Below are 21211 nucleotides of genomic sequence, written 5' to 3' on the forward strand. Positions count from 1 at the left end.
CCAAAAATTTCTCTGGCGGCCAGCAACACCGAAAGACAGCGATTGGTTCCCGGTGCAGGAACATCGGGAAACCGATTCATTCCGAGCGACTTATGCGCTAATGTTCTCACCTTGCAAAAGGAGTCCGCGGGCTGTGCAGTGGCAGGATGAGGCCATCATCATCGGGGTGAAGCGTCACGGCGAAACGAGTGTCATCGCCGAGGTTATGACGCGCACGCGCGGTCGTCATCTAGGTCTTGTGCGCTCTGGCCGCTCGCGTAGCATGCAGCCCGTATTGCAGGCAGGAAATCGCGTCGACGCCGTCTGGCGGGCGCGGCTTGATGAACATCTCGGTGATTTCAAGCTTGAACCGATCCGGCTTCGGGCGGCGCGGCTGATGGAAACCGCCACGTCCGTCTATGGTGTGCAGGCCATGGGAGCACTGCTGCGCCTGCTGCCGGAACGCGACCCGCACCCGCATCTCTTTGATGCATTGGATATCATCCTCGATCACATGGACGATCCCGCAGGTGCAGGAGAACTGTTCGTTCGGTTTGAACTGGCCGTCCTGAACGATCTCGGCTTCGGCCTGGATCTGACGCAATGTGCGGCGACTGGCACACGTGACGATCTGATCTACGTATCGCCGAAAAGTGGTCGTGCCGTCTGTCGCGATGCCGGGGCTCCCTATGCGGACAGACTTTTGACGTTACCGTCTTTCCTCGTCGAAGGTCGAAGCATGGCTGCCGACGGGCAGAGCCTTGCGGCGGCCTTCAGACTGAGCGGCTTTTTCCTCCACCGCCATGTCTACGAGCCGCGCGGCCTGACGGAAACGGCCGCGCGCGATGGCTTCGTACAGGCTGCGCTGAAGGCGATGCGTGCGATCGATCACGTCTCACCCCCGGTGCTATCCCAAACCGCAATCAGTTAAACAATTGCAGGATAGCCTGGGGCTTGCTGTTGGCAATCGATAGCGCCTGAATTGTCAGCTGTTGCTGAGTGGTCAGTGCTTTTAATCGAGTCGCCTCTTCGTTCATATCTGCATCGATAAGGCGGCTGACACCCTCATGGATCCAGTCGCGCAGCTTTGCGGTGAAATCCGCTTGCAGGTTGACGCTTGCCTGCAGCGAACCGAAATTGGCGCCGGCATCCGTCATCATCTGCAACATGCCATCCACGACAGAAATCATGTCCGATAGCTGTTTGTTCGATGTGTTCCGATCAATGGAGATTTCCGTTCCGGCACTGCGATTGCTGTCGTTCAAAACGAGAACATAGTTCGCCCCGGCGCTGACATTTTTGGCAAACTGGAAGCTGGTCAGTATGCCGGCATCGCCGGACGTGGCGGTGGTTCGCACATCAACGAGTGAACTGACGCGCCCCCCAGCGGAGCCTGAATAGATTGGTACCTCCAGGGTCGACAGGAAGACACCGTTCTGCAGATCCCGGTAATAGGCGGCGGCGACCTTTGCCGTCGTCGCCGACGAGTCACCGAATTTCAGCCAGTTGATACCGTTGAAGCTGGAGGAATCGACAACGGAGCGCAACTGATCCTTCAGTCGCGTGATCTCCATGTTCACCTTGTCTTTGTCTATGCCTGTCTGGCTGGCAGCTACGAGCTTCTTCTTGATCTCGTCCGTCACCTTGATGGCGGAATCGAGGCCCGAATAGGCCACGTTAGTCACAGCCGAGCCAAGATTGAGTGCATCCTGAACCGCACTCAATGCCTTGTCGTCAGACTTCATGGTGGTCGCAATCGACCAGTAGGCGGCATTGTCGGCAGCCTTGTCGACCTTCGCGCCTGTCGTCATCCGGTTCTGGGTGACGTTCATATCTGCGCTGATACTGCGCAAAGTGCTCAGGGCCGCCATGGCGGCCTCGTTCGTGATTATACTCGACATGCTACGCTCTACTCGGAACAGATAATCACGTTCCGTCGAGACGATAATCGCCGAACATGGTTAGCGAGCACAGTCACCGGAACGTTCCGATTTAACCATCACTAACCTTAATGGCCACTTAAAGCTGTATCATATTTTCCGGGGTGTCACGCAGTGGACGAGGGAGGCGAGTTCGCTAAGGCGCGCTTGCGGCTTTCGCGCCAGATCGTGAAGAAACCGGCACTGATGACGAGTATCGCGCCGACGACCATGTTGGGCGTCAGGTGCTCGCCGTAGACGACAACCCCAATGATGCAGACAAGCACAACCTGTACATAGCCGATCTGTTGAACGGTGACCGCATCGACGAGGTCATAGGCGCGGATCAGCAGGTAGTGCCCGGTCATGCCGGTGAGGCACAGCACAATCATCAACAGCCAGTCCAGAGGCAGCAGCGTTGCCCAGAACAGCGGGCCGATGAAAGTGATGACAAACGCCCCGGCGACGCCGGTATAGAAAAAGCTTGTGCTGGAGCTATCGGTCCGTCCGGCCAGCCGCGTCATAATGGCATAAAGCGCAAAGAGCGCAGAACCCGCCACCGGAAGCAACATGGCAATGCTTATCGTCGCTGTGGCGGGGTTGATGATCAGCAGGACACCAAAAAGTCCGACGCCGATGGCCGTCCAGCGCCGCCAGCCGACCTTTTCGCCGAGGAGCGGGACAGAGAGTGCGGCAACAATCAGGGGCGTGGCAGCATAAATCGATTGCGTTTGCGACAGTCCGACAATGGCAAAAGAGTAAATGGATATGACGATCTGGATCACCAGCAGCGCACCTCGCGCCATCTGCAGGTACGGTCTGCTGCTGGATGCCGCGCCGGAAATGCCGCCGCGGCCACGCGTGCTTAACAGCACGGCAAAGGCTGCAAAGGCCCAGTAGCGCAGCATGGTGATGAAGATGGGGGAATAGACACTGCCCAGGTGCTTCGAAATGCCGTCCTGCATGGAAAAGATCGTCACGGCCGAAAGGGCAAAGACGAGGCCGGTGGTTTTCTTGTTCATGCAGTTGGGCTCGGGAATGCGAGGATGAAAGGTAGATTGGTTGGAGATAGGGCGCCTGCGGGAAACAACAGCTCGGGGGACGAAAAGATGTTCAGCGCTGCTTGAACGGCCAAGGCTCACGCTGCTCCAGCACCTTGACGTCAGCGCCTATCACGATGCGGCCGGTGCCGAGCGGAACCGCGTTCCATCCGAAAAGTGGCCCCGGCACACGGCGATCCGCGGACATGCGAATGCGTCCCATGGCGGGCATCGGGTTCGCTCCCTCGCGAGATCCGGTCAGCTGGTCCTGCGTCGTCATGATGCAGCGAGAACAGGGTTTGACAAAGGAAAGAACGAGACCGTCGATCTCGATGGCGGTCCAGCCATCTTCCGCCCACGGCTCATCATGATCCAGCACGATATTGGGTCGGAAGCGATCCATCGTGACGGGCACTTCGCCATGCTTTTGCATATCCGCATTCAGCGCCGCAAGTGAACCTGTCGTGGTGACGAGGATCTGGTAGCCGTCTGCAAAGGTCACCGGACTATCCGGGCCCGCCCATTCGCTACTGGCGGTGCGGGAGGCCTGCGGGTCAAAGAAGACCAGACGAACATCCTGTCCCAGCCATTTCGACACGATCGCGTTCGTGGCATCATCGCAAACGGCGGCGCTGACGGTCGATTTCCAGACGACCACCTCCAGGCGACGTTCGGGGGCGGGGTGAGCGACATCAAGCACTTCGCTTCCCATGCTGAGGCGCAGCGACGCAGCTTGCGGTTCGGCAACCAGTGTTGCCAGTTGCGGCAATTCACGCTGGGTAATGAAGCGACCGCTGGGGTCGGTGATCATCCAGCGGCGGTCTCCCGCCAGCCCCTCACGGCCAATCTCCGCTTCGTGGAGGGGGATGCCGCGCCCGCTCTTCAGAGGATAGATTTTGAGAGCCGAAACGCGCATGATGAACCTCAGATTTCGTCGAGAAAGAGATCGCGGAATTCTTCCAGGCGCCGGTGACGCTCGGCCGCCAACGTCCGGCCGGTTTCAGTCTGGAAGCCGTCCGCCAGCTTTAAAAGCTTAGCCGGAAAGTGGTCGAGGCAAAACGCTTTGTCGTCCAGATCGCGGTGTTTGGCTAAGGGGTCGGCGGCGTCGTAAAGCGCCGAACCCATGCGTCCCGCAATGTAAAATGTGCGAGCGACACCCATTGCACCAAGCGAATCCAGCCGGTCCGCATCCTGCAGAATTTTTGCTTCCAGTGTTTCCGGCGGGATATTGGCGGAAAAGCTGTGGGTCAGGATAGCATGCGCCGCCGCTTCCACCCGTGCCTTCTCCCAACCGAGCGATAACAGAACCTCAGTGGCCTTTTCGGCAGCAAGACGGGAAGCTTGCTTGCGGTGTGGAGAATTCTTTTCGACTGCCACGCAATCATGCAGCAGGACGGCAGAAGCGAGAAGCTCGGCATCTCCGCCTTCCTTGGCATGAATGCGCAGGGCGTTGTGGAAGACCCTGACAATATGTGCCAGGTCATGCGCGCCATCGTCTCCGTCCGCGGCATGGGGAAGCAAAAGCGTTGCAAGAGCTTCGAACGGCGCGAAGCGGCTTGCAAACGAGCTGTCAGGCATTGGGGGTGTCTTTCGAATCGGCGGGGCTGTGTGTGCCGTTTTTCTGCACCAGAATGCGTTGGTAGAACAGGCCGATTCCGATCAAAACCGCCCCGAGGCCAATGAAAGACAGGGCTCGCAGGATACCTTCCAGATTGGCCATGTCGATCAGGAACACCTTCAGCACCGTCAGCACGACTAGGCCCGCCGAAGCGAGCCGCAGGCTGCGCGCATCGAGCCTCGATCCGACCGCGAGCAGGGCAACACCGATCACCAGCCAGACGACGGAATAGCTATACGTTTCGCCTTGGAGGAAACCCTTCCAGCTGGCGATATCATTGCCCTGCCAGGCCCAGCGCACGCTGAGCGTGGCCCAAAGGAAGCCGAGAAGGGCAGCCGTCAGTGCCAGCATGATCACGTAAGGTAAGGGCCTCTTGTCGCGGGCATAATAGGCAAGGCCTGCATAGGCGAGCGCAGGCAAGAGATAGCCGGGCAGAAGCAGATTGACGACCGGCAGGGTGCCGATGCTCTCGCCGGTGAAGTACGGGTTGAGACCGAAGACATGCAATGAGAGCACATTGATCGTTGCCAGAATGCCCGCCAGCATCGAGCCATAACGGAAGGTCAGGCTCGGACTTCTGAGGTCGAGCGTCATCAATACGCCGGACAGGCCAATGGTCAGCAGTGTGTAGATCGACTGCTCGCCAAGCGTCGGCACCCGCGCGTCGAGCGTGCCGCCATTCATGCCGTGACGCACAAGAATGGCGACCGCCAGAAGCGACATGATCGCGGCCAGACCTTGAAGCGCATTCAGGACGCGCAGTCCGCGCCAGTGTCTGAGCCTCCAGGCGGATGCAATAAGTAGCAGGGCCGGTACGCCATAGCCCGGCAGCAGGGCATTGAAGACCGGCGTTTTGCCGAGATGATCCGGCCCGACCAGCGACGGCTCCCAGCCGATCCGTGCCATGACGAAAAGCGCGGCGGCCACCATGGCCCAAGGCAGTCCGCGCCACGGCTGGCGCGCCGTTGCCAGCACATAGGCAAAGCCGAGAACGGGCACGAGGATTGTGGTGGTGAGCCCGTTGGTCAGCGCATGCAGGGCAAAGGTGAATGCACCGAAAGAGCCGACGAGCAGAAGATCGCGGGTAAGGTCATCCTCGGCTGAGCGAATGATACGTATCGCCCCGAACAGCAACGCTCCACCGAGAAGGATGCCATAGGCGCCATGCGCCCAGTCGCGTGCCAGGATGCCGTCGCTCAGGAAGCTGATGGTGGCAAGCCCTATCGGTATGGCCGCGGCAAGAACCGCCCAGAAGGCAGCAAAGTCCGGTGCCGTCTGATGTCGGCGGCGGATCGCCATCAACCCGCATAAGGCGAAGATCGCGCCCAGGATCAGCAGGGCGAGTGAGTCCGGCGTCAGCAGACCCATCAAGCGGGTGGCGGGCTTGGCTTGCGGGTTGGTGATGGGGGAGAGGTCGGAGAGATCGGTGGAGGCCAACATCAGCGCTCCGATGATGGCCGTCACACTCGCTGCGACTGCGGCAAGACCTGCATGGAGACGCCCGCTTCCAAGCGCGGCCAGTGCGCCGGTGACGGCGACGAAGGCAAGAATAGGCGAGGAATAGCTTGGCGTTTCAAGCGCCAGAAGCAGAAGCATTGGCAGGCTTGCCGCCAGGCTGACGCTGATTGTCATTCCCAGTGGCGGCTGGGCAAACAGCCTCAGTATTCTTCTGGCGGGGGGTATGGCCTCAATCTCGGCGGTTTCAGCCACTGTTGCTTCGAATACGGCCCCCGGCCAGATGAAGTGCGTTCCGGCAATCATCACCAGCAGCGCAAAGGCAAGCGGCATAGGATCGACGATTGATACACTGACCATATAGGCCATGCACCAGAACCCGAGCCCCAGATTGGCGAGCACTGGCAGTGTCAGCCAGCGGCGCAGGCGTGCCGCCGCGTTGCTGGCGAGCCAGACGATGCCGAGAAAGCCGAAGAGAACCGACACATTCGGTGATGTGGACGATACCAACAGAGGCGCGATAAGAGATCCCGCCAGCCCCACACCCGCCAATGCCTGCCCATGCAGCAGGGAGAGGCCAAGCGTCGCGAGGGAAACCAGCGCCAGCAGGATGAAAGCCGGGGTCGCACCGATAAAACCGTAGAAGCCATGCGCGGCATAGATGGTGGCAAGCAGCGTCACCGAGGCCGCGGCCGTCAGCACGCCGGGGATCATGGCATTGGAATAGGCCTCCGGCAGCTTCAGCAAAAGACCGCGCCGCAAAAGCTCGCCACCGCCCGCCAGGGCCAGACCGAACAGGGTCGCCAGCACCAGTCGAGCACCCGGCCCCAGCAGGCCGCTTTCGATCGAATAGCGGACGAGGAAGACGCCACCAAGCGCCAGAGCCAGACCGCCGACCCAGACGGCCCAGCGCGCACCAAACAGGCTTTCGAAGCTTTCGCGCGGCTGCGCGGCCTGGGGAGTGGGGGCAGGCGACTGATCCTCGTGGATCTCCCTTGCCGCGGCCTCGATGGCCTCGGCCACGGGCTCTGCCTTGGTTTCCGTGACATCCGGCGTATCAACCGTGATGGCTGGTTCTGGCGCAGTTTCTTCCGCCAACACAGTCGTCGGCACCGTCGATGAACGTTCACGCAGAACCTTGACCTCATCCTCCAACTGATTGACGCGATTCACCAGTTTCCGGTGCCAGATGATCTGGGCGAGCACCAGAACGAGAACGAGGATTTCGATCATGGGCACTCCTTGCGACCGATGAGGGGAGGAAGGAACAAAGGCTAGGGTGAGGACCCAATCATATTATTGAAATGGCGCGATGAACGGCCATGATATGCGAGGAGCAGCGCGCACGGACGGGTTTTAGACCCATTCAAGTGCTTCGACAAAGCAGATCGCAGCCGTTCGCGCGTCCTTTGGATGTGGTCGATCCGGCGAGCTACATCGTTGAAAAGCTCGCCGATGCAAAAGCATCGCCTCCGTTTTTCGCCTTGTATCTCATCCGGATCGCCTCACACTATTTCAACAAGATGATTGAGTCCTCACCCTAGAGCTTACACCAACCAGACCCTACAGGAACCGGCTGGAACAAGATTAATCCGGTTTGGGGCCTTCTTGGGGCCCTTTCGGCGCGGGCTTTGGCGGCGCAGCATCGCCCGCCTGATGGTAGGTCATCTGGGGGTAGGGGATGTGGAGGCCGTTGCGGGAGAGAGCCGTCTTGGCAGCCTTGGTCAGGTCGCGGGTCGTCGCCCACCACACATCGCTGCGGGCCCAGAAACGCAGTGTGAGATTGACGGAACTGGCGGCAAGTTCCGCCACAAAAACCGTCGGCGCCGGATTCTGCATCACGCGCTCATCGGCCTTGGCGAGATCCAGCAGCACCTTTTCGGCCGTCTCGATATCATCTGTGTAATCGATGCCGATGGTCAGGTCATACATGCGCGTCGGCAACCGGCTGTAATTGGTAATCGGCACGTTCCACAGCGTGGAATTGGGCGCCATGCGATAGATGCCGTCACCGGTTTTCAGTTCCGTCGCAAACAGGCCGATGTCCAGCACCGTGCCGCTGACATTGCCCGCATCGATATATTCCCCCACCCGGAACGGCCGCAGCACCAGCAGCATGATGCCGGCTGCGATATTCTGCAGCGTGCCTTGCAGTGCCAGGCCAATTGCCAGACCGGCGGCGCCAAGAGCCGCCAGAATGGAGGCCGTCTGTACGCCGAACTGGCCGAGCACCATGACGACGACGATCACCATCACCGCATAGCGAATGACATTGGCGAGAAACTGCGCCAGCGTGATGTCGATGCCGTGGATCTTGTTCAGGCCTTCGCGGGACCAGCGGCTGAGCAGGCCGGAGAGCAGCCAGCCGGCGATGAAGATGATGATCGCGCCGATGACCGAGAAGGAATATTGCACCGCCAGTGCGCTGAGCTGCGCGAGCGCTGCGCGCGAAGCGATGACAAATTGCGAAGCCTGATCCATGAAAATGCTCTCTGCTGACGTCGTCAGGCTAAAGTGGTCAAGGCGCGGCGGCGGTCAAGCCTTCCGTTGGCGCTTCGGTCATGACCGGAGCGGTGGGCAGCGGCAGGACGAAGGAGGCCCGGCCATCGGTTTCCGCCCCGCGCCCGATGGATTTGATCGCCGCCACCAGCCGGCCCCCCCGCCCAAGTGCCCGGTCGCCGATCTCGATCATGCGGCTGTTGGGCGTTGCATGCGGCGCCACCTGCCGGAGGCGCGCGGCAACCGCAAAGTCATCCTCGTCGGGGTGAAGCGCCAGTGAAGCAATCACCGCCGCAGCGGGGGACCGGGACACACCCATCCAGCAATGAATGATCAGCGGTGCCGTCTGGTCCCAGTTCTTTGCAAAGTCGATGAGCCGCTCCACATGCGCTTCACTCGGCGCGATCAGGTCACCGGTGCCGGCAAAGGTAATGTCGTTCATGGCAAGCTTCAGGTGCCGCTCGGCCCTGATGACCGCTGGACGGTGAAAGTCCTGCTTCTCCGCCATCAGGCTCACCATCTCACGTGCACCGTAGCGCACGGCCAGTTCCGCAATCTTTTCCAGCGGGCAGACGATAATCGCGCTCATGGCTTGCTGCCTGTCTTCGTGGCTCGACTATGACCGCGTGCGACCTCCAGGGCGTCGAAGCGCTCCAGGAACAGACGTTGCGCCTCCAGCGCCGGCAGTGGATCGATCAGGATCATGTCGCGGGTGATGCCACGCGGCAGCCCGAAGAATTTGCGTGCCTCTTCCGCCGAAAAACCGGCAAGTTCCGTTGCTTCGAAAAAGGCTGAGATCGTATCGGCCTTCTTGATGAGAACCTTGAGTTCTCGGGTTGGATGCGGCGCAAGCCCGAAGCGCAGATGCACGGCAGCTTCCAGCCGCTTCTCGACACTTTTGTAGCCGCCACCGACGACAGCCTTGAAAGGCGAAATCATGTCGCCGACCACATATTCCGGTGCGTCATGCAGCAGCGTCATCATGAGGTCATCGGCGGAAGCCGAAGGATTGCAGCGGCGAAAGATCTCTTCCACCACAAGCGAATGCTGCGCGACGGAGAAGGCATGGTCACCCTTGGTCTGCCCGTTCCAGCGGGCAACGCGCGCAAGCCCGTGCGCGATGTCGGAGATTTCCACATCGAGCGGCGAGGGATCGAGGAGATCAAGGCGGCGGCCGGACAGCATGCGCTGCCAGGCGCGTGCAGTAGCAGCGGACGTCACGTTTCCGCCTCTTGTGCATCCGTCAGAAACTGCAGCCCAGTCCAGGCGGGCAGCGTCAGCTGCACCTCGACGTCACCGGCGCTGATCGCAAGGCCATGGGCGACCGCATCACCCACGCGGTCGATGCGCACGATCGCCAGCGCCCTATTTTCCATGACAGTTCCAAGCGTGCCGAGCGGCTTGCCACCTGCGACGATCTCCGTACCGGAAGCGGGAAGCGGCTGGTTTGCGCTCACCTGCACGACACGTCGGCGCGCGGTGCCGCGATGCTGCATGCGGGAAACCACCTCTTGGCCGACATAACATCCCTTGCGGAACGAAAGTCCGCCATCCAGATCAAGCAGGACATCGTGCGGAAAGGCATCCTGAGGCGCGAAATCCTTGCCCGAAATGGCGAGGCCCGCTTCGATGCGCAGAAGGTCATAAGCACTTTCCGCGTCCTGCCCGTGCAGGCCCGGCTGGCGCTTCAGCAAAATTCCGGCCTTGCCGAAGGCGGCATCGACAATGCCCTCTGCCGCTGCCGCCTCATCGCCCCAGGCGACGGTGACACCTTCCGTGCCGGGCGTGATGTCCACCTTGGCGCGCAACTTGTACATGGCAAGGCGTCGCAGAAGGGCGTCGCGCTGGCCGTGGTCGACTTCCAGCACAAAACCGTCTTCCGTGCGCGCAATCAGGAAATCGAAGAGAATTTTCCCCTGTGGCGTCAGCAAGGCACCCGGGCGGTATTCGCCGGCAGGCAGACCCTCGACATCCGTGGTGATGATGCCGTGCAGGAAGTCTTGCGCATCCGGTCCGGTCAGGTTGATGTGGCTTCGATGGGGCAGTGAGGCAGCAGGCATGGCAGGAATCCGTTCTATTGCGGCAGAGATAGGCCGCAGGCGCGATTCAAGCTACAGATTTATCAATCGCCGCTGGCGAAATATTTCCAGTGGCCGTCGGGCGCGATGCCGAGACGATAGAAATTATAGCCGCCGGCCTCCTGCATGCCCAGCAGATCACCTGCTGTCACGATGCGCAGCAGCTCCACCTTTTCCGGTGCCGTCAGCGTATCGAGCGGTTTGCCGACGAAGTACGGCCAAACATAAGCCTCATCGGGCGTACCGATGCCGACATGCGCCGCACCTGTCTGCAGAACATCCAGCATGATTGCCAGGATTTCGAGGCCGTCCGGATCGCCCGAAAAGCTCTTGATCAGTTCCAGCTGGTCGCCATCCTGGGCGCTGAGAATCTCCGCCGAGTTCGGACCGCTGCCAAACAGCGGACGCAGGCGCTCCAGATCACCGGAGGCAGCAGCCTCGACGATGGCCGCGCGCGTCTTGCGAACGGCTTCCGGCAGCTTGTTGATGTCGTGAATGATTTCGTTGGCCTGGCCTTCTGCCTGCGGCTTGGCGGGGGAAGCCGCATTGGGCTGCGGCGCTGCAGGCGCTGCCGGTGCGGACTGGCTGTCGGAAGCCGCCGGCTGAATGGCCGTATCGGACAGCGCAAAAGCCGGAGACGCAAAGCCATTGGTAGCGGAGATGAGGAGGGCGGCAGCGGCAATCCGCGCAATGGTCTGGCGAGATCTCGCCTGCGCAACGGTCATCTTGGCACCTCTGCTGCTCTTGCTAATGGCTTACTGGATTCTGCGATCCGGAGAGAATTCACCGGCGAGCATACGCTCTTTCAGCGATTCGAGCATCGCCTCTGCACCAGCTTCGCCGTGAAGACGGATGGTTTCGCGCATGGCCAGGGCGATCGCCGCATCGGCGATAATTTCCGGTTCGATGCCGTCTGCACGACCATCGGCCCAGGCTTCGTTCTGGTATTCGAGCGCCGCCTGCATCTTCTCGTGCACAATCATGTCATCGATGTCGTTGCGGGCAATCTGCATCTGTATTCCTCTTTCAAGGTGTGTCTGTTCTTACTGACACGTTAACAACACTAGCAGCCTTTTATCAAAACGACACGCCCGGAAGGTGAAAGAGGTAAATAAATACCTAATTTCCGTAGCGTGCGGCGATTTCCGCTGCCAGTGTTGCACCTTCGGCACGGTAGCGTTCCTCGGCCAGTCGGGCCGCCGGGGTGCAGGTGGTGTGCACTGCGGCGAAGGAGCGGTATCCGCGGTTGAAGGATGCGGTCAGGCGCTCCCGTCGTGAAGGCTCGTTTGCCGTTTCCGTGTCGAGAAGCTTTTGCATCGTGGCGCGCCAGTCACTGCCCGGCGCGCCACAAAGCGTCCGGAGGTAATGCACCGAGCCCAGGATTTCCGCAAGACGAATGAGCTGCTGATCATAGGGCGCTGCTTTGTCTTGGTTAACCGGCGCGGTTTGCTGGGCTTGTGGCTGCTCCTTTTTCTGTTGGGCCAGGGCAAAACCCGGGGCAAGCAGCAGGCCAAGAAGAGAAATGGTGGTGACTGTTCGGCGAATCATGCCGTTATTCCTCTCGCCTGCATCCGTGCCTCCAGCCGCTCCGCGCATTCCAGAACGCTTGCCGGAACCGGCAGCCGGCGAATCTCCTCCACCGAGTACCAGCCGGCATCCGCTGCATCATCGGCGGCGACGGCCTCTGTGGTGGCGTCGGACTGCACCAGAAAGACCGAGAGAAAAAAGTGGCTGGTGATCTCGCCCGCCTCGTTTTGCTGCTTCAGATCATAGGTCGCAAACAGTTCCGGCCCGTAGACGGCAATGCCCGTCTCTTCCTCAAATTCACGAACTGCCGTCTCCGCCGGTGTTTCTCCCGGCTCGCCCCGTCCGCCCGGAAAGGCAAAGAGATCGGCGGAAGGCGGATTGCGCCGTCGGATCAGAAGGAACCGGCCGTCCCGTTCGAGAATGGCGGAGGAAGCCGGAGAGGGGGTGTCATACATGGATGGGGCGTTCTTTCCGTTGCGGTTGGCCAAGATAACGTGGCGCCACCCTTGCGCAAGATGTTGGAACCAGCATGTTGCAACCATGAAAACATATATGCTCTTCGCCCTGGCCGCGCTTTTCGAAATCGCAGGCTGCTTTGCTTTCTGGGCATGGTGGCGGCTGGACAAGCCGAGCTGGTGGCTTTTCCCCGGCCTGCTGTCTCTGATAGCGTTCGCCGTCTGTCTTGCGCTGGTGGAAAGCGAAGCGGCAGGCCGCACCTTTGCAGCCTATGGCGGCATCTATGTGGCTGCTTCTATTGCCTGGCTTTATGCCGTCGAAGGCCGTGTGCCTGATCGCTGGGATGTGACAGGAGCAGCCATCTGCCTTGGCGGGTGCGCGATCATTCTATTTGGACCTCGCACGGGTTGACCGGGCCGGAGAGGGGTGAGATCAAACAGCCATGTGTGGACGTTACGCCCTGACCGCGACACCGGAAGATATTCTCGAATTCCTCAGCGTCATCCAGATCGATGATTTTCCGAAGCGCTACAATATTGCACCAACGCAACCGATCCTGCTGATCATCGCTGGCGAGAAGGCCGCGCCCGGTAGCAACCTGCCGGAACGGCGCGCCATGCTGGCTCGCTGGGGCTTTTTGCCCGGCTGGGTGAAGGACCCGAAGGAATTTCCGCTGCTCATCAATGCTCGCGCCGAAACGGCGGTCGGCAAAGCATCCTTTCGGGCAGCCATGCGCCATCGTCGCGTTTTGATCCCGGCCTCTGGCTTCTACGAATGGCACCGACCGCCGAAGGACAAGGCCAAGGAAACCGGCGAAAAGTCACAGGCCTATTGGATCAGGCCAAAGCGCGGCGGCATCGTCGCCTTTGCGGGGCTGATGGAAACCTGGTCATCGGCTGATGGCTCCGAAATGGACACGGCTGCGATCCTCACCACATCTGCCAATTCGATGATGTCGGCCATCCATGACCGGATGCCTGTTGTGATCGACCAGCAGGATTTCGAGCGTTGGCTGGATTGCAAGACGCAGGAACCGCGCGACATCGAGGATCTGCTGAAGCCGGCGCAGGCGGATTTCTTCGAGGCCATCCCGGTCTCGGATCTCGTCAACAAGGTATCCAACATGGGACCGGACCTGCAGGAACCGGTGAGCGTGGCGGTCAAGCCTGTCAAACCGACGCCGCCGTCTCCCGGCGACGATCAATTATCATTGTTTTGAGAGGCGGCGCTGGTACCCCTGAAACCAGCGTAACCGGATCGTTACGATGCCGGCTTCAGGTTCTTGCGCTTCAGCATGGTGGCGGCGGCAACGACGGCCTTGAGCGCGAGCGGGCGCAGCGGTGCGTGAAGCTGTTCCTGCTTGGCAGGCTGAGCGGCAGTGTTTTCCTTGGTCATGTTCTCTTCCCCAGACGATTAGGCGCGATTCAGTTCAAGTTACTGTGATCGCGCTCTCGCCAGAAAACAGGGCGGAAATTTGTCGGGCAAGAGCGAAAAATCACATCCTGCACATGCACATATTCTACTTGCGCGAAAGTGTTGTCTGGCTGCATCACAACTACTGCGATGCAGCATGAATGGCGCAATGCAACAACGGAATCAAACGGTTAAACGTTGGCGTGATCGTCTTCGATCGTCAGCGTGCCATAGCGGCGCTTCCAGGCGCGGGCGCTGAAGGGGAGTATGGCAAGGTAAGCCAGTGCCGTCACAACAAGCAGTTCCCAGGTGAAGCTCATCAGCAGCGCCACATAGAGCGCCATAGCCAACAGGATCGGCAGCATCAGGTCGCGGCGGATCACGCGCGTTTCAGACTTGCCGGACCAGACGGGGAGGCGGCTGACCAGCAGATAACCGATCAGCACCGTATAGGCGGTGCTGGCATAGGCCATTCCATGGCTTGGAACGACCCCCAGAAAACCGAGATAGACCGGCAGCAGCACCAGCATTGCGCCCATGGGTGCAGGCACGCCGACAAAGAACTCGCTCTGCCATTTCGCCTTGTATTCACGCTCCGCCATCACGTTGAAGCGTGCGAGCCTCAAGCCTGCGCCGATGGCGTACATGAGTGCCGCGATCCAACCGATCGAGCCGGCCTGATCGAGAACGAACAGATAGAGGACGAGTGCGGGGGCGACGCCGAAATTGACGATATCCGCAAGCGAATCCATCTGTACGCCGAAGCTGGAAGTGGCCTTGAGCGCCCTCGCGACGCGGCCATCGATGCCATCCAGAAATGCCGCCAGCAGAACCATGGCGACCGCCAGTTCGAACCGGTTCTCGAAGGCGAGGCGAATGCCCGTCAGGCCCGCACAGATGGCAAGCACGGTGATGAGGTTTGGCACCATCAGCCGCAGGGGAATTTCCCGCAGGCGAGGCCCGCGGGCTGCATCATCATCGCTGGAAGGCCGGGTACGCTGCTCGTCCATCGACATGCTTTCTTCAGTTGCGGCGGCTGAGGATCGGGCCCTTGGCCGAACCGAATTCTGCCAGCACGGTTTCGCCGCAGATGGTGCGCTGGCCGAGCGAGACACGCGCCTGACCGCCTGCGGGCACATAGACATCCAGGCGCGAACCGAAGCGGATGAGGCCAAAACGCTCGCCGGCATCCAGCGGCTCGTTCGGATGCGCAAAGCAGAGAATGCGGCGTGCGACGAGGCCGGCGATCTGTACCACGCCTACCTTGCCATGCTTGCTTTCGATGACGAGGCCATTGCGCTCGTTGTCGCTGCTGGCCTTGTCCAGTTCGGCATTAATGAACTGGCCGGGGCGATAGACGATCTGGGTGATACGGCCACGCACAGGCGAACGGTTCACGTGGCAATCGAACACGTTCATGAACACGGAAATCCGCAGCAGCGGTTCGTTGCCGAGTTCCAGTTCCGCCGGCGGAACCACCATGGCAACAGACGACACGCGGCCATCGGCAGGGCTCAGGATCAGATCATCATCCTGCGGGATCACACGCTCAGGGTCACGGAAGAAATAGGCGCACCAGAGCGTCAGCACGAGGCCGATCCAGAACAGCGGCGCCGCAATCAGTCCCAACAGCAGGGATGCCACGAAGAAAGCGAGCACAAAGACATAGCCTTCCTTGTGAATTGGGACGAGCGTGTTGCGGATGGTGTCCAGCAGATTGATCAAGAACGGTGTCTCCATGGGATCGGTCGTTTTCGACCCGATTAGGTACAGGCAAACCGTTTTGGGGGCAATGCGGTTCTGAAGTCCCAAGGCCGCCGTCAGAAGCGCAAACCTGTGGACGCTTTCTCAAAACCGCGGTTCAACCCTCTTCAGGCGTTAAAACCACCCGGCAAGGCATCGATCTGGCGCGACACGATCGGCCACCAGATATCGAAATCACAGACCTGGCCATGGCCGAGATTCGGCAGAAGCGTGAGCGAGATGCGCTCTGACGCCTTAGGATGCTTATCTGCGAGTGTTGCCTTGAAGCGTTCGGCCCCATCGGGAGGAATGTGGTCGTCGGCAGCGCCGCAGATGAAATGCAGCGCCGGGGCACGTGCATAGGCGTCAGGATGCGTCAGCGGGTCCAGATGCTCATAGAAGAACTGTGCAGTAAGATCCGCATCGCCCGTCGCCTGCAACTGGCTCATGTCGCGCAGGTCATGCATGCCGGGCCGCTTCCAGTCCGGCGCCGAGCCGACGGCGATCACATGCGAGATCCGGGCATCCAGCCCGGCAGCGGCGACGGCAATATCACCGCCCATGGAAAGCCCGCTCATGAAAACCGGTGCTTGCAACTGAAATTCGCCCAAGGCCCAGTCGATCAGTCGCGGCACATCGAGCGTGGTTTGCCCGAGGATCGGCCACATATGGCGCCGGAAATTGCCGAACACGCGGGCGAAACGCTGCCGCCCGTCTTCAAACCCGCGCTCTCCGTGCTGGAAGGCGTCCATGCTGACCGCGACGAAACCCTTCGCGGCAAGCGCCTCCAGAATTGGCAGCGTGTGTTCCTTCGTCTGGCTGAAGGCATGCAGATGAATGAACAGCCCGCGCGGGGTGCCTTCAGGCAGAACGGCAATGACGGGAAGACCTTCCGGCGTGCGCTGTGCTGTCGTCATCAGATGTCCCTCCCGATGTCAGTTTCTGAAGGAGTACCGGCTTGGAAGATGTGGTGCAATCTCATCGCCATTGGTCGAGAGCATATGGAAAAGGCCTTGTCCGAATTCTGTGTTGGTTTGGCGTTAAAGGCATCGCTGTGTAAGGCTCAGGCAGGAGGTTGCAATGGGCGTCAGAAACTATCTGATTGAAGGTGTCTCGGGCACCGGCAAGACGTCGGTGGCAACTGAACTCCAGCGCCGCGGTTTTCATGTCATCCATGGCGACCGAGAGCTTGCCTACAAGGGCGACCCGGAGACGGGCGCGCCGTTGGATGAGGCAAGCGTTTCGCAGGGGAGCGCCGAAGTCACCTTCGGTCACAGGCATCATGTGTGGCCCGTGGAAAGGGTCCAAGCGTTGATCGCGGACAAAAGCCATCCGGTGACCTTTTTTGCGGCGGCTCGCGTAACTTTCACCAGTTCATCCATCTGTTCGACGGCGTTTTCGTTCTGGATGTGGACAGGCAAACGCTTCAGCAGCGGCTGGAGATGAGGCCAGAGGACGAGTTCGGCGGCAGACCGAATGAACGAGACTTCGTGATGCACCTGCATGCGACAAAGGAAGACACGCCCACCAATGCAACGGTTATAGACGCTGCAATGCCGTTGGAAGCTGTTGTTGATGATATCCTCTCAGCGCTGGACGCCACCGAATAGGCTGTCTCACCCCGCAGGCTGGCCGCGCACCAAGACGCCCAGATCATCGCTCTCGCGCACCTGCCGCAGATGTTCTTCCGCCTGGGTTGCCTCGCGCTGGCGGTTCCACATGGAGGCGTAGAGGCCGTTTTGCGCCAGAAGCCCCGCATGCGTGCCGCGTTCGGCGATTTCGCCATGGCGCAGCACGATGATCTCGTCGGCATTGATGACGGTGGAGAGCCGGTGCGCGATGACCAGCGTCGTGCGGTTCTTGGAGACGACATCCAGCGCTGCCTGGATTTCCTGCTCGGTCGTGGTGTCGAGCGCAGACGTTGCCTCGTCGAGAATCAGGATCGGCGGCGCCTTCAGGATGGTGCGGGCAATCGCCACGCGCTGCTTTTCGCCGCCCGAAAGTTTTAGGCCGCGCTCGCCGACCATGGTGCCGAACCCGTCCGGCAGGTTGCGGATGAAATGGCCGATCTGGGCGATATCCGCCGCCGCCATCATCTCGTCATCGGTCGCGCCGAGGCGTCCGTAGCGGATGTTGTAGGCAATCGAGTCGTTGAACAGCACCGTATCCTGCGGCACCATGCCGATCGCCGCGCGCAGGCTCTTCTGCGTGATATCTCGTACATCCTGCCCGTCGATCGTGACCGAACCCTGTTGCACATCGTAGAAGCGATAGAGCAGGCGGGAGATGGTGGATTTGCCGGCACCCGAGGGGCCGACGATGGCGACGGTCTTGCCGGCCGGCACCTCGAAGGAAACGCCCTTCAGGATCTGCCGCTCAGGGTCGTAGGCGAAGTGCACATCCTTGAAGGCGATGCTGCCCTGCTGGATGGCAAGCGGCTTCGCATCGGGCTTGTCCACCACTTCGGCCTCGACTTCCAGCAGGTCGAACATCTGCTCGATATCGGTCAGGCCCTGGCGGATTTCGCGATAGACGAAACCGATGAAGTTGAGCGGCACGGACAGCTGGATCAGAAGCGCGTTGACGAAGACGAAATCGCCGATCGTCTGTTCGCCGCGTTGCACGGCGAGCGCCGACATCACCATCATGACCGTGGTGCCGAGGCCAAAGATCACGCCCTGACCGAAGTTCAGCCAGCCGAGCGAAGTCCATACTTCCGTCGCGGCTTTCTCGTAGCGTGCCATGGAGGCATCGAAGCGTTTTGCCTCCATGTCCTCATTGCCGAAATACTTGACCGTCTCGAAGTTCAGAAGCGAGTCGATCGCCTTGGTGTTGGCGTCCGTGTCGCTGGCATTCATCGAGCGGCGGATGGCGATGCGCCAGTCGCTGGCGCGGACCGTAAACCACACATAGGCCCAGACGGTGATGGCGGTAATCAGCACGTAGGAGAAGCCATAGGCCTTCCAGAAGATCACGGCCGTCAGCAGGAACTCGACCAGCGTCGGCACGGAGTTCAGGATGGTGAAGCGAACGATGGTTTCGATGCCCTTGGTGCCACGCTCGATGATGCGGGACAAGCCGCCCGTCTTGCGCTCCAGATGAAAGCGCAGCGACAGCTGGTGCATATGCACGAAGGTTTTATATGCAAGCTGGCGCACCGCATGCTGGCCGACGCTGGCAAACATGGAATCGCGCAGCTGATTGAGGCCGAGCTGGATGAGACGGGTCAGGTTATAGGCGATGACGAGCGCGACGGCACCGAGCAGCAGCGTCGGCACAAGGCCCGCGAGATCGAGCTTGCCGTTCAGGGCGTCGGTCGACCACTTGAAGAAATAGGGAACACCGATCAGCACCAGCTTGGAAATCAGCAGGAAGACTGTGGCCCAGATCACGCGCGCCTTCAGGTCCGCGCGGCCTGCAGGCCACATATAGGGCCACAGGTTGACAAGGGTCGCGAGCGGATTGCTCGAATCCGCGGAAATGGTCTTCTTGCGATCGTTCATCAGGGCCTCCGAAAGGACGCCCTGCACATAGGATGCCTGCTTCGCTCTGGCAATCGGCAAATCCGGAAAGAGCTGCCTTCGGCGGAGATGAAGAGGGCTTACCCCTTCTTCATCTGTTTGCGATGGATCTTTTCCGCCTCGTCATCAGGCATGGCGTCCTTCGGCACGCCGAAGATCTGGCCGGGCTGGATAATGTTCGGATTGGCGATCTGGTCCTGGTTGGCAACATAGATCGTCGTATAGCGAACGCCCTGGCCATAAACGCGGCGGGAAATCTGCCATAGCGTGTCGCCGCGGCGGATGATGACGGACGATGCTTCGCTCTGGGTCAGCGGCGCCTGCGCAATGGTTTTCGGCTGGCCTGCATCAGCCTGCGTCTGAGCGGGGGCAGGAGCCTGCGCCTCGGCAATCGGTGCAGGCTGTGCGTTCGGCAGCATCGGGCCGATAGCCTTGGTCAACATTTCCGAAATCGCACCCAAGTTCTTGCCGATCGAATTCACATCGCGCGGCAGGGCATCGAGCGCGGCGAGAGCCTCTGCTGCTGCCTTGGCGGTGTTTTCGGCAATCTGCGCGGCATTGGCATCAGCGCCTGCCGGTAGGCGATATTCCGTCAGCGACTTCAGCGCGATTGCCACGCCGGAACGGGCGGCCGCGACCTGTTCCGCCGTCGGGACATTGCCATTGGCATACAGGTTGCTCAGAAGCTGGAAGGCGCGGGATGCCTCGTTGCGTAGCTTGTCGAAGGCGCCGCCATCGATAGGAGAAAGCGAAGCGGAGCCGGACTGCGGAGCATTGGTGGCGACGGCTGCAACCTGCTCGCCGGCCGGGCGATTGAAGGGCACTTCCACGCGCAGCAGCGCCTTGCCGTCATTGCCGAGCGCATCAACCGCGATCTGATGCTGGCCGACAGATAGCGCAATCCTGCCATCAATCACGAAATGGCCGTCGCCGGTTGCCTGCGCTTCACCCACGGGTTGGCCATCGGCATAGCCGCGCAGCTTGATGCCGGACTTGGCAATACCCGCGATGAACAGGCGATCGCCTTCGACCTCTACGGCTGATACCTGCAAAGCGGGCTTTTCGGACGGTGAAGCGGCGGATGGAACCGGTGCATTGGGCTGAACTGCAGCCGTCTGCTGCGGAGCGGCAGCCGGTGTAGAGGGCTGCGCCGGCGCGGTTGCGGCAGGTGCGGTAGCCACTGGAGCAGAAGTCTGCGCGGCAGGGGCCTGCGCAGGCGCTTCAGGCTTGGGTGCTGCCTGCTGTTGCTGCGGCACGGGCGTTGCGCCATTCAGAGCCACGCGTTCCGTCTTGGCAGTCGTCGGCTGGCTACCACCGGGTACGGCAATCAGGCGGCTCGCTTCACCCGGCTTGGTCACCATGGCAAGCAGTTCGCCGCCCTTGTTCTGCGGCACGGAAACGGTTGCGACTTCCTGCGACAGCAGAACCTGGCCATCGGGCGCCGTTGCCTTCAGCACCAGTTGATGGTCACCGGGGGTGAGCGGCTTGTCGAGGATCGCCACGAATTCGCCGGCCTTGTCCACATCGGTACGGGCAACCACCTGCTCTGCATCCAGAACTTCCAGCTTGGATTTCGGCTCGGCGCGACCGGCGATAACGGCGGAGCCATCCGGCTCGACGCGGAGGACGTCAAAGGTCGGCAGAATGCGTTCCGCCTTGGCGGTCTGCTGAGGCTGAGGCACTGCAGCCGGCTTCTGTTGTGCGGGGGGTGCGGTCTGTGTGGGCGCCGTCGTATTCGGCTTCTGGTCCACCAGTTCGCGTGCGGCATCACCGCCCTTGGTTACGGCGTCCTTCACTTCCTTGCCGGCAGTATTGATTGCCTCGCCAACCGGTTTCTCGCCGCCCGATATACGGGGCAGCACGAAGAAGACCATCAGGACGGTCGCGATGGCGAGAACGGAAATTGCCAGCCAGCCGGCACGGTTCTTGAGCATTCTTAATCTCTCCTGACGGACCCCGTCAC

22 protein-coding genes and 1 pseudogene are annotated in these 21211 nt (G+C 60.7%); 4 read left to right on the forward strand and 19 right to left on the reverse strand.

Features of this window, described 5'->3' with window-relative positions:
• Positions 1–133: 133 nt before the first annotated feature.
• Positions 134–910, forward strand: coding sequence for a DNA repair protein RecO (gene recO, locus Q2T52_RS05930; protein WP_302075731.1), 777 nt, complete (start codon positions 134–136; stop codon positions 908–910).
• Here the strand turns inward: recO and Q2T52_RS05935 are convergent.
• The 13 genes from Q2T52_RS05935 to Q2T52_RS05995 all read right to left on the reverse strand — a co-directional run bounded on the left by Q2T52_RS05935 (position 903) and on the right by Q2T52_RS05995 (position 12570).
• Positions 903–1880, reverse strand: a complete 978-nt coding sequence (locus Q2T52_RS05935; RefSeq protein ID WP_302075732.1) for a flagellin N-terminal helical domain-containing protein — start codon at positions 1878–1880, stop codon at positions 903–905. The genes recO and Q2T52_RS05935 overlap by 8 nt on opposite strands.
• Before the next feature lie 146 nt (positions 1881–2026).
• The gene (locus Q2T52_RS05940) at positions 2027–2920 is read right to left on the reverse strand and encodes a DMT family transporter (protein WP_302075733.1); all 894 of its coding nucleotides are present in this window, start codon (positions 2918–2920) and stop codon (positions 2027–2029) included.
• A gap of 91 nt (positions 2921–3011) precedes the next feature.
• Positions 3012–3854, reverse strand: coding sequence for an MOSC domain-containing protein (locus tag Q2T52_RS05945; RefSeq protein WP_302075734.1), 843 nt, complete (start codon positions 3852–3854; stop codon positions 3012–3014).
• A gap of 8 nt (positions 3855–3862) precedes the next feature.
• The gene (locus Q2T52_RS05950; RefSeq protein ID WP_302075735.1) at positions 3863–4516 is read right to left on the reverse strand and encodes an HD domain-containing protein; all 654 of its coding nucleotides are present in this window, start codon (positions 4514–4516) and stop codon (positions 3863–3865) included.
• Positions 4509–7244 (reverse strand): DUF2339 domain-containing protein, encoded by a 2736-nt coding sequence (locus Q2T52_RS05955; RefSeq protein WP_302075736.1) that lies wholly within the window; start codon positions 7242–7244, stop codon positions 4509–4511. The genes Q2T52_RS05950 and Q2T52_RS05955 overlap by 8 nt, the downstream gene beginning before the upstream one ends.
• Positions 7245–7598: 354 nt before the next feature.
• Positions 7599–8492: a mechanosensitive ion channel family protein gene (locus Q2T52_RS05960; RefSeq protein WP_302075737.1), complete on the reverse strand. Its 894-nt coding sequence runs from the start codon at positions 8490–8492 to the stop codon at positions 7599–7601.
• Between the two features lie 37 nt (positions 8493–8529).
• Positions 8530–9099, reverse strand: coding sequence for a tyrosine phosphatase family protein (locus Q2T52_RS05965; RefSeq protein WP_302075738.1), 570 nt, complete (start codon positions 9097–9099; stop codon positions 8530–8532).
• Complete coding sequence (locus Q2T52_RS05970; RefSeq protein WP_302076049.1) at positions 9096–9695, reverse strand: YfbR-like 5'-deoxynucleotidase; 600 nt, start codon at positions 9693–9695, stop codon at positions 9096–9098. The genes Q2T52_RS05965 and Q2T52_RS05970 overlap by 4 nt, the downstream gene beginning before the upstream one ends.
• Before the next feature lie 32 nt (positions 9696–9727).
• On the reverse strand, positions 9728–10570 hold the full coding sequence (gene ygfZ, locus Q2T52_RS05975) for a CAF17-like 4Fe-4S cluster assembly/insertion protein YgfZ (protein ID WP_302075739.1): 843 nt from the start codon (positions 10568–10570) through the stop codon (positions 9728–9730).
• A 62-nt stretch (positions 10571–10632) separates the two neighbouring features.
• Complete coding sequence (locus Q2T52_RS05980) at positions 10633–11313, reverse strand: hypothetical protein (protein ID WP_302075740.1); 681 nt, start codon at positions 11311–11313, stop codon at positions 10633–10635.
• Positions 11314–11343: 30 nt separating this feature from the next.
• Positions 11344–11601, reverse strand: a complete 258-nt coding sequence (locus Q2T52_RS05985; RefSeq protein ID WP_302075741.1) for a hypothetical protein — start codon at positions 11599–11601, stop codon at positions 11344–11346.
• A gap of 106 nt (positions 11602–11707) precedes the next feature.
• A complete protein-coding gene (locus tag Q2T52_RS05990) occupies positions 11708–12136 on the reverse strand; it encodes a TIGR02301 family protein (RefSeq protein ID WP_302075742.1) in 429 nt (142 codons plus the stop codon).
• Complete coding sequence (locus Q2T52_RS05995; RefSeq protein WP_302075743.1) at positions 12133–12570, reverse strand: NUDIX hydrolase; 438 nt, start codon at positions 12568–12570, stop codon at positions 12133–12135. The genes Q2T52_RS05990 and Q2T52_RS05995 overlap by 4 nt, the downstream gene beginning before the upstream one ends.
• An 85-nt stretch (positions 12571–12655) precedes the next feature.
• On the opposite strand from Q2T52_RS05995, the gene Q2T52_RS06000 reads away from it, so the two are divergent.
• Together Q2T52_RS06000 and Q2T52_RS06005 are read left to right on the forward strand one after the other, a co-directional pair.
• Entirely contained in the window at positions 12656–12982 is a 327-nt protein-coding gene (locus Q2T52_RS06000) for a YnfA family protein (protein ID WP_302075744.1), read from the forward strand.
• Positions 12983–13013: 31 nt separating this feature from the next.
• Positions 13014–13790 carry an SOS response-associated peptidase gene (locus tag Q2T52_RS06005; protein ID WP_302075745.1) on the forward strand — a complete coding sequence of 259 codons (777 nt, stop codon included), beginning with the start codon at positions 13014–13016 and terminating at the stop codon, positions 13788–13790.
• Positions 13791–13831: 41 nt separating this feature from the next.
• Here the strand turns inward: Q2T52_RS06005 and Q2T52_RS06010 are convergent, their stop codons facing one another.
• The 4 genes from Q2T52_RS06010 to Q2T52_RS06025 form a co-directional block, all read right to left on the reverse strand.
• On the reverse strand, positions 13832–13966 hold the full coding sequence (locus tag Q2T52_RS06010) for a hypothetical protein (RefSeq protein WP_302075746.1): 135 nt from the start codon (positions 13964–13966) through the stop codon (positions 13832–13834).
• A 209-nt stretch (positions 13967–14175) separates the two neighbouring features.
• A complete protein-coding gene (gene pssA / locus Q2T52_RS06015; RefSeq protein ID WP_302075747.1) occupies positions 14176–15000 on the reverse strand; it encodes a CDP-diacylglycerol--serine O-phosphatidyltransferase in 825 nt (274 codons plus the stop codon).
• Between the two features lie 7 nt (positions 15001–15007).
• Positions 15008–15706 carry a phosphatidylserine decarboxylase gene (locus Q2T52_RS06020; protein ID WP_302076050.1) on the reverse strand — a complete coding sequence of 233 codons (699 nt, stop codon included), beginning with the start codon at positions 15704–15706 and terminating at the stop codon, positions 15008–15010.
• A 149-nt stretch (positions 15707–15855) separates the two neighbouring features.
• On the reverse strand, positions 15856–16644 hold the full coding sequence (locus Q2T52_RS06025; protein WP_302075748.1) for an alpha/beta hydrolase family protein: 789 nt from the start codon (positions 16642–16644) through the stop codon (positions 15856–15858).
• Between the two features lie 163 nt (positions 16645–16807).
• Between Q2T52_RS06025 and Q2T52_RS06030 the strand changes: the two are divergent.
• Positions 16808–17337, forward strand: a pseudogene (locus tag Q2T52_RS06030) (nucleoside kinase).
• Between the two features lie 6 nt (positions 17338–17343).
• Here the strand turns inward: Q2T52_RS06030 and Q2T52_RS06035 are convergent.
• Entirely contained in the window at positions 17344–19230 is a 1887-nt protein-coding gene (locus tag Q2T52_RS06035; RefSeq protein WP_302075749.1) for an ABCB family ABC transporter ATP-binding protein/permease, read from the reverse strand.
• 98 nt (positions 19231–19328) lie between these two features.
• Positions 19329–21182 carry a LysM peptidoglycan-binding domain-containing protein gene (locus Q2T52_RS06040; protein WP_302075750.1) on the reverse strand — a complete coding sequence of 618 codons (1854 nt, stop codon included), beginning with the start codon at positions 21180–21182 and terminating at the stop codon, positions 19329–19331.
• Between the last annotated feature and the right edge of the window lie 29 nt (positions 21183–21211).

This window comes from Rhizobium oryzicola (assembly GCF_030504645.1).
GTDB classification, from domain to species: Bacteria; Pseudomonadota; Alphaproteobacteria; order Rhizobiales; family Rhizobiaceae; genus Neorhizobium; species Neorhizobium oryzicola.

Bases quoted from the DNA above. Each gene is read 5' to 3' on its own strand.
- Q2T52_RS06000 (WP_302075744.1), top strand. From the start codon at position 12,656: ATGAAAACATATATGCTCTTCGCCCTGGCCGCGCTTTTCGAAATCGCA.
- Q2T52_RS06025 (WP_302075748.1), bottom strand. From the start codon at position 16,644: ATGACGACAGCACAGCGCACGCCGGAAGGTCTTCCCGTCATTGCCGTT.
- Q2T52_RS05960 (WP_302075737.1), bottom strand. From the start codon at position 8,492: ATGGATCAGGCTTCGCAATTTGTCATCGCTTCGCGCGCAGCGCTCGCG.
- Q2T52_RS05995 (WP_302075743.1), bottom strand. From the start codon at position 12,570: ATGTATGACACCCCCTCTCCGGCTTCCTCCGCCATTCTCGAACGGGAC.
- Q2T52_RS05985 (WP_302075741.1), bottom strand. From the start codon at position 11,601: ATGCAGATTGCCCGCAACGACATCGATGACATGATTGTGCACGAGAAG.
- Q2T52_RS05935 (WP_302075732.1), bottom strand. From the start codon at position 1,880: ATGTCGAGTATAATCACGAACGAGGCCGCCATGGCGGCCCTGAGCACT.
- Q2T52_RS06035 (WP_302075749.1), bottom strand. From the start codon at position 19,230: ATGAACGATCGCAAGAAGACCATTTCCGCGGATTCGAGCAATCCGCTC.
- Q2T52_RS05970 (WP_302076049.1), bottom strand. From the start codon at position 9,695: ATGCTGTCCGGCCGCCGCCTTGATCTCCTCGATCCCTCGCCGCTCGAT.
- Q2T52_RS06040 (WP_302075750.1), bottom strand. From the start codon at position 21,182: ATGCTCAAGAACCGTGCCGGCTGGCTGGCAATTTCCGTTCTCGCCATC.
- Q2T52_RS05940 (WP_302075733.1), bottom strand. From the start codon at position 2,920: ATGAACAAGAAAACCACCGGCCTCGTCTTTGCCCTTTCGGCCGTGACG.
- pssA (WP_302075747.1), bottom strand. From the start codon at position 15,000: ATGTCGATGGACGAGCAGCGTACCCGGCCTTCCAGCGATGATGATGCA.
- Q2T52_RS05980 (WP_302075740.1), bottom strand. From the start codon at position 11,313: ATGACCGTTGCGCAGGCGAGATCTCGCCAGACCATTGCGCGGATTGCC.
- Q2T52_RS05950 (WP_302075735.1), bottom strand. From the start codon at position 4,516: ATGCCTGACAGCTCGTTTGCAAGCCGCTTCGCGCCGTTCGAAGCTCTT.
- ygfZ (WP_302075739.1), bottom strand. From the start codon at position 10,570: ATGCCTGCTGCCTCACTGCCCCATCGAAGCCACATCAACCTGACCGGA.
- Q2T52_RS05945 (WP_302075734.1), bottom strand. From the start codon at position 3,854: ATGCGCGTTTCGGCTCTCAAAATCTATCCTCTGAAGAGCGGGCGCGGC.
- Q2T52_RS05990 (WP_302075742.1), bottom strand. From the start codon at position 12,136: ATGATTCGCCGAACAGTCACCACCATTTCTCTTCTTGGCCTGCTGCTT.
- Q2T52_RS05955 (WP_302075736.1), bottom strand. From the start codon at position 7,244: ATGATCGAAATCCTCGTTCTCGTTCTGGTGCTCGCCCAGATCATCTGG.
- Q2T52_RS05965 (WP_302075738.1), bottom strand. From the start codon at position 9,099: ATGAGCGCGATTATCGTCTGCCCGCTGGAAAAGATTGCGGAACTGGCC.
- Q2T52_RS06005 (WP_302075745.1), top strand. From the start codon at position 13,014: ATGTGTGGACGTTACGCCCTGACCGCGACACCGGAAGATATTCTCGAA.
- Q2T52_RS06010 (WP_302075746.1), bottom strand. From the start codon at position 13,966: ATGACCAAGGAAAACACTGCCGCTCAGCCTGCCAAGCAGGAACAGCTT.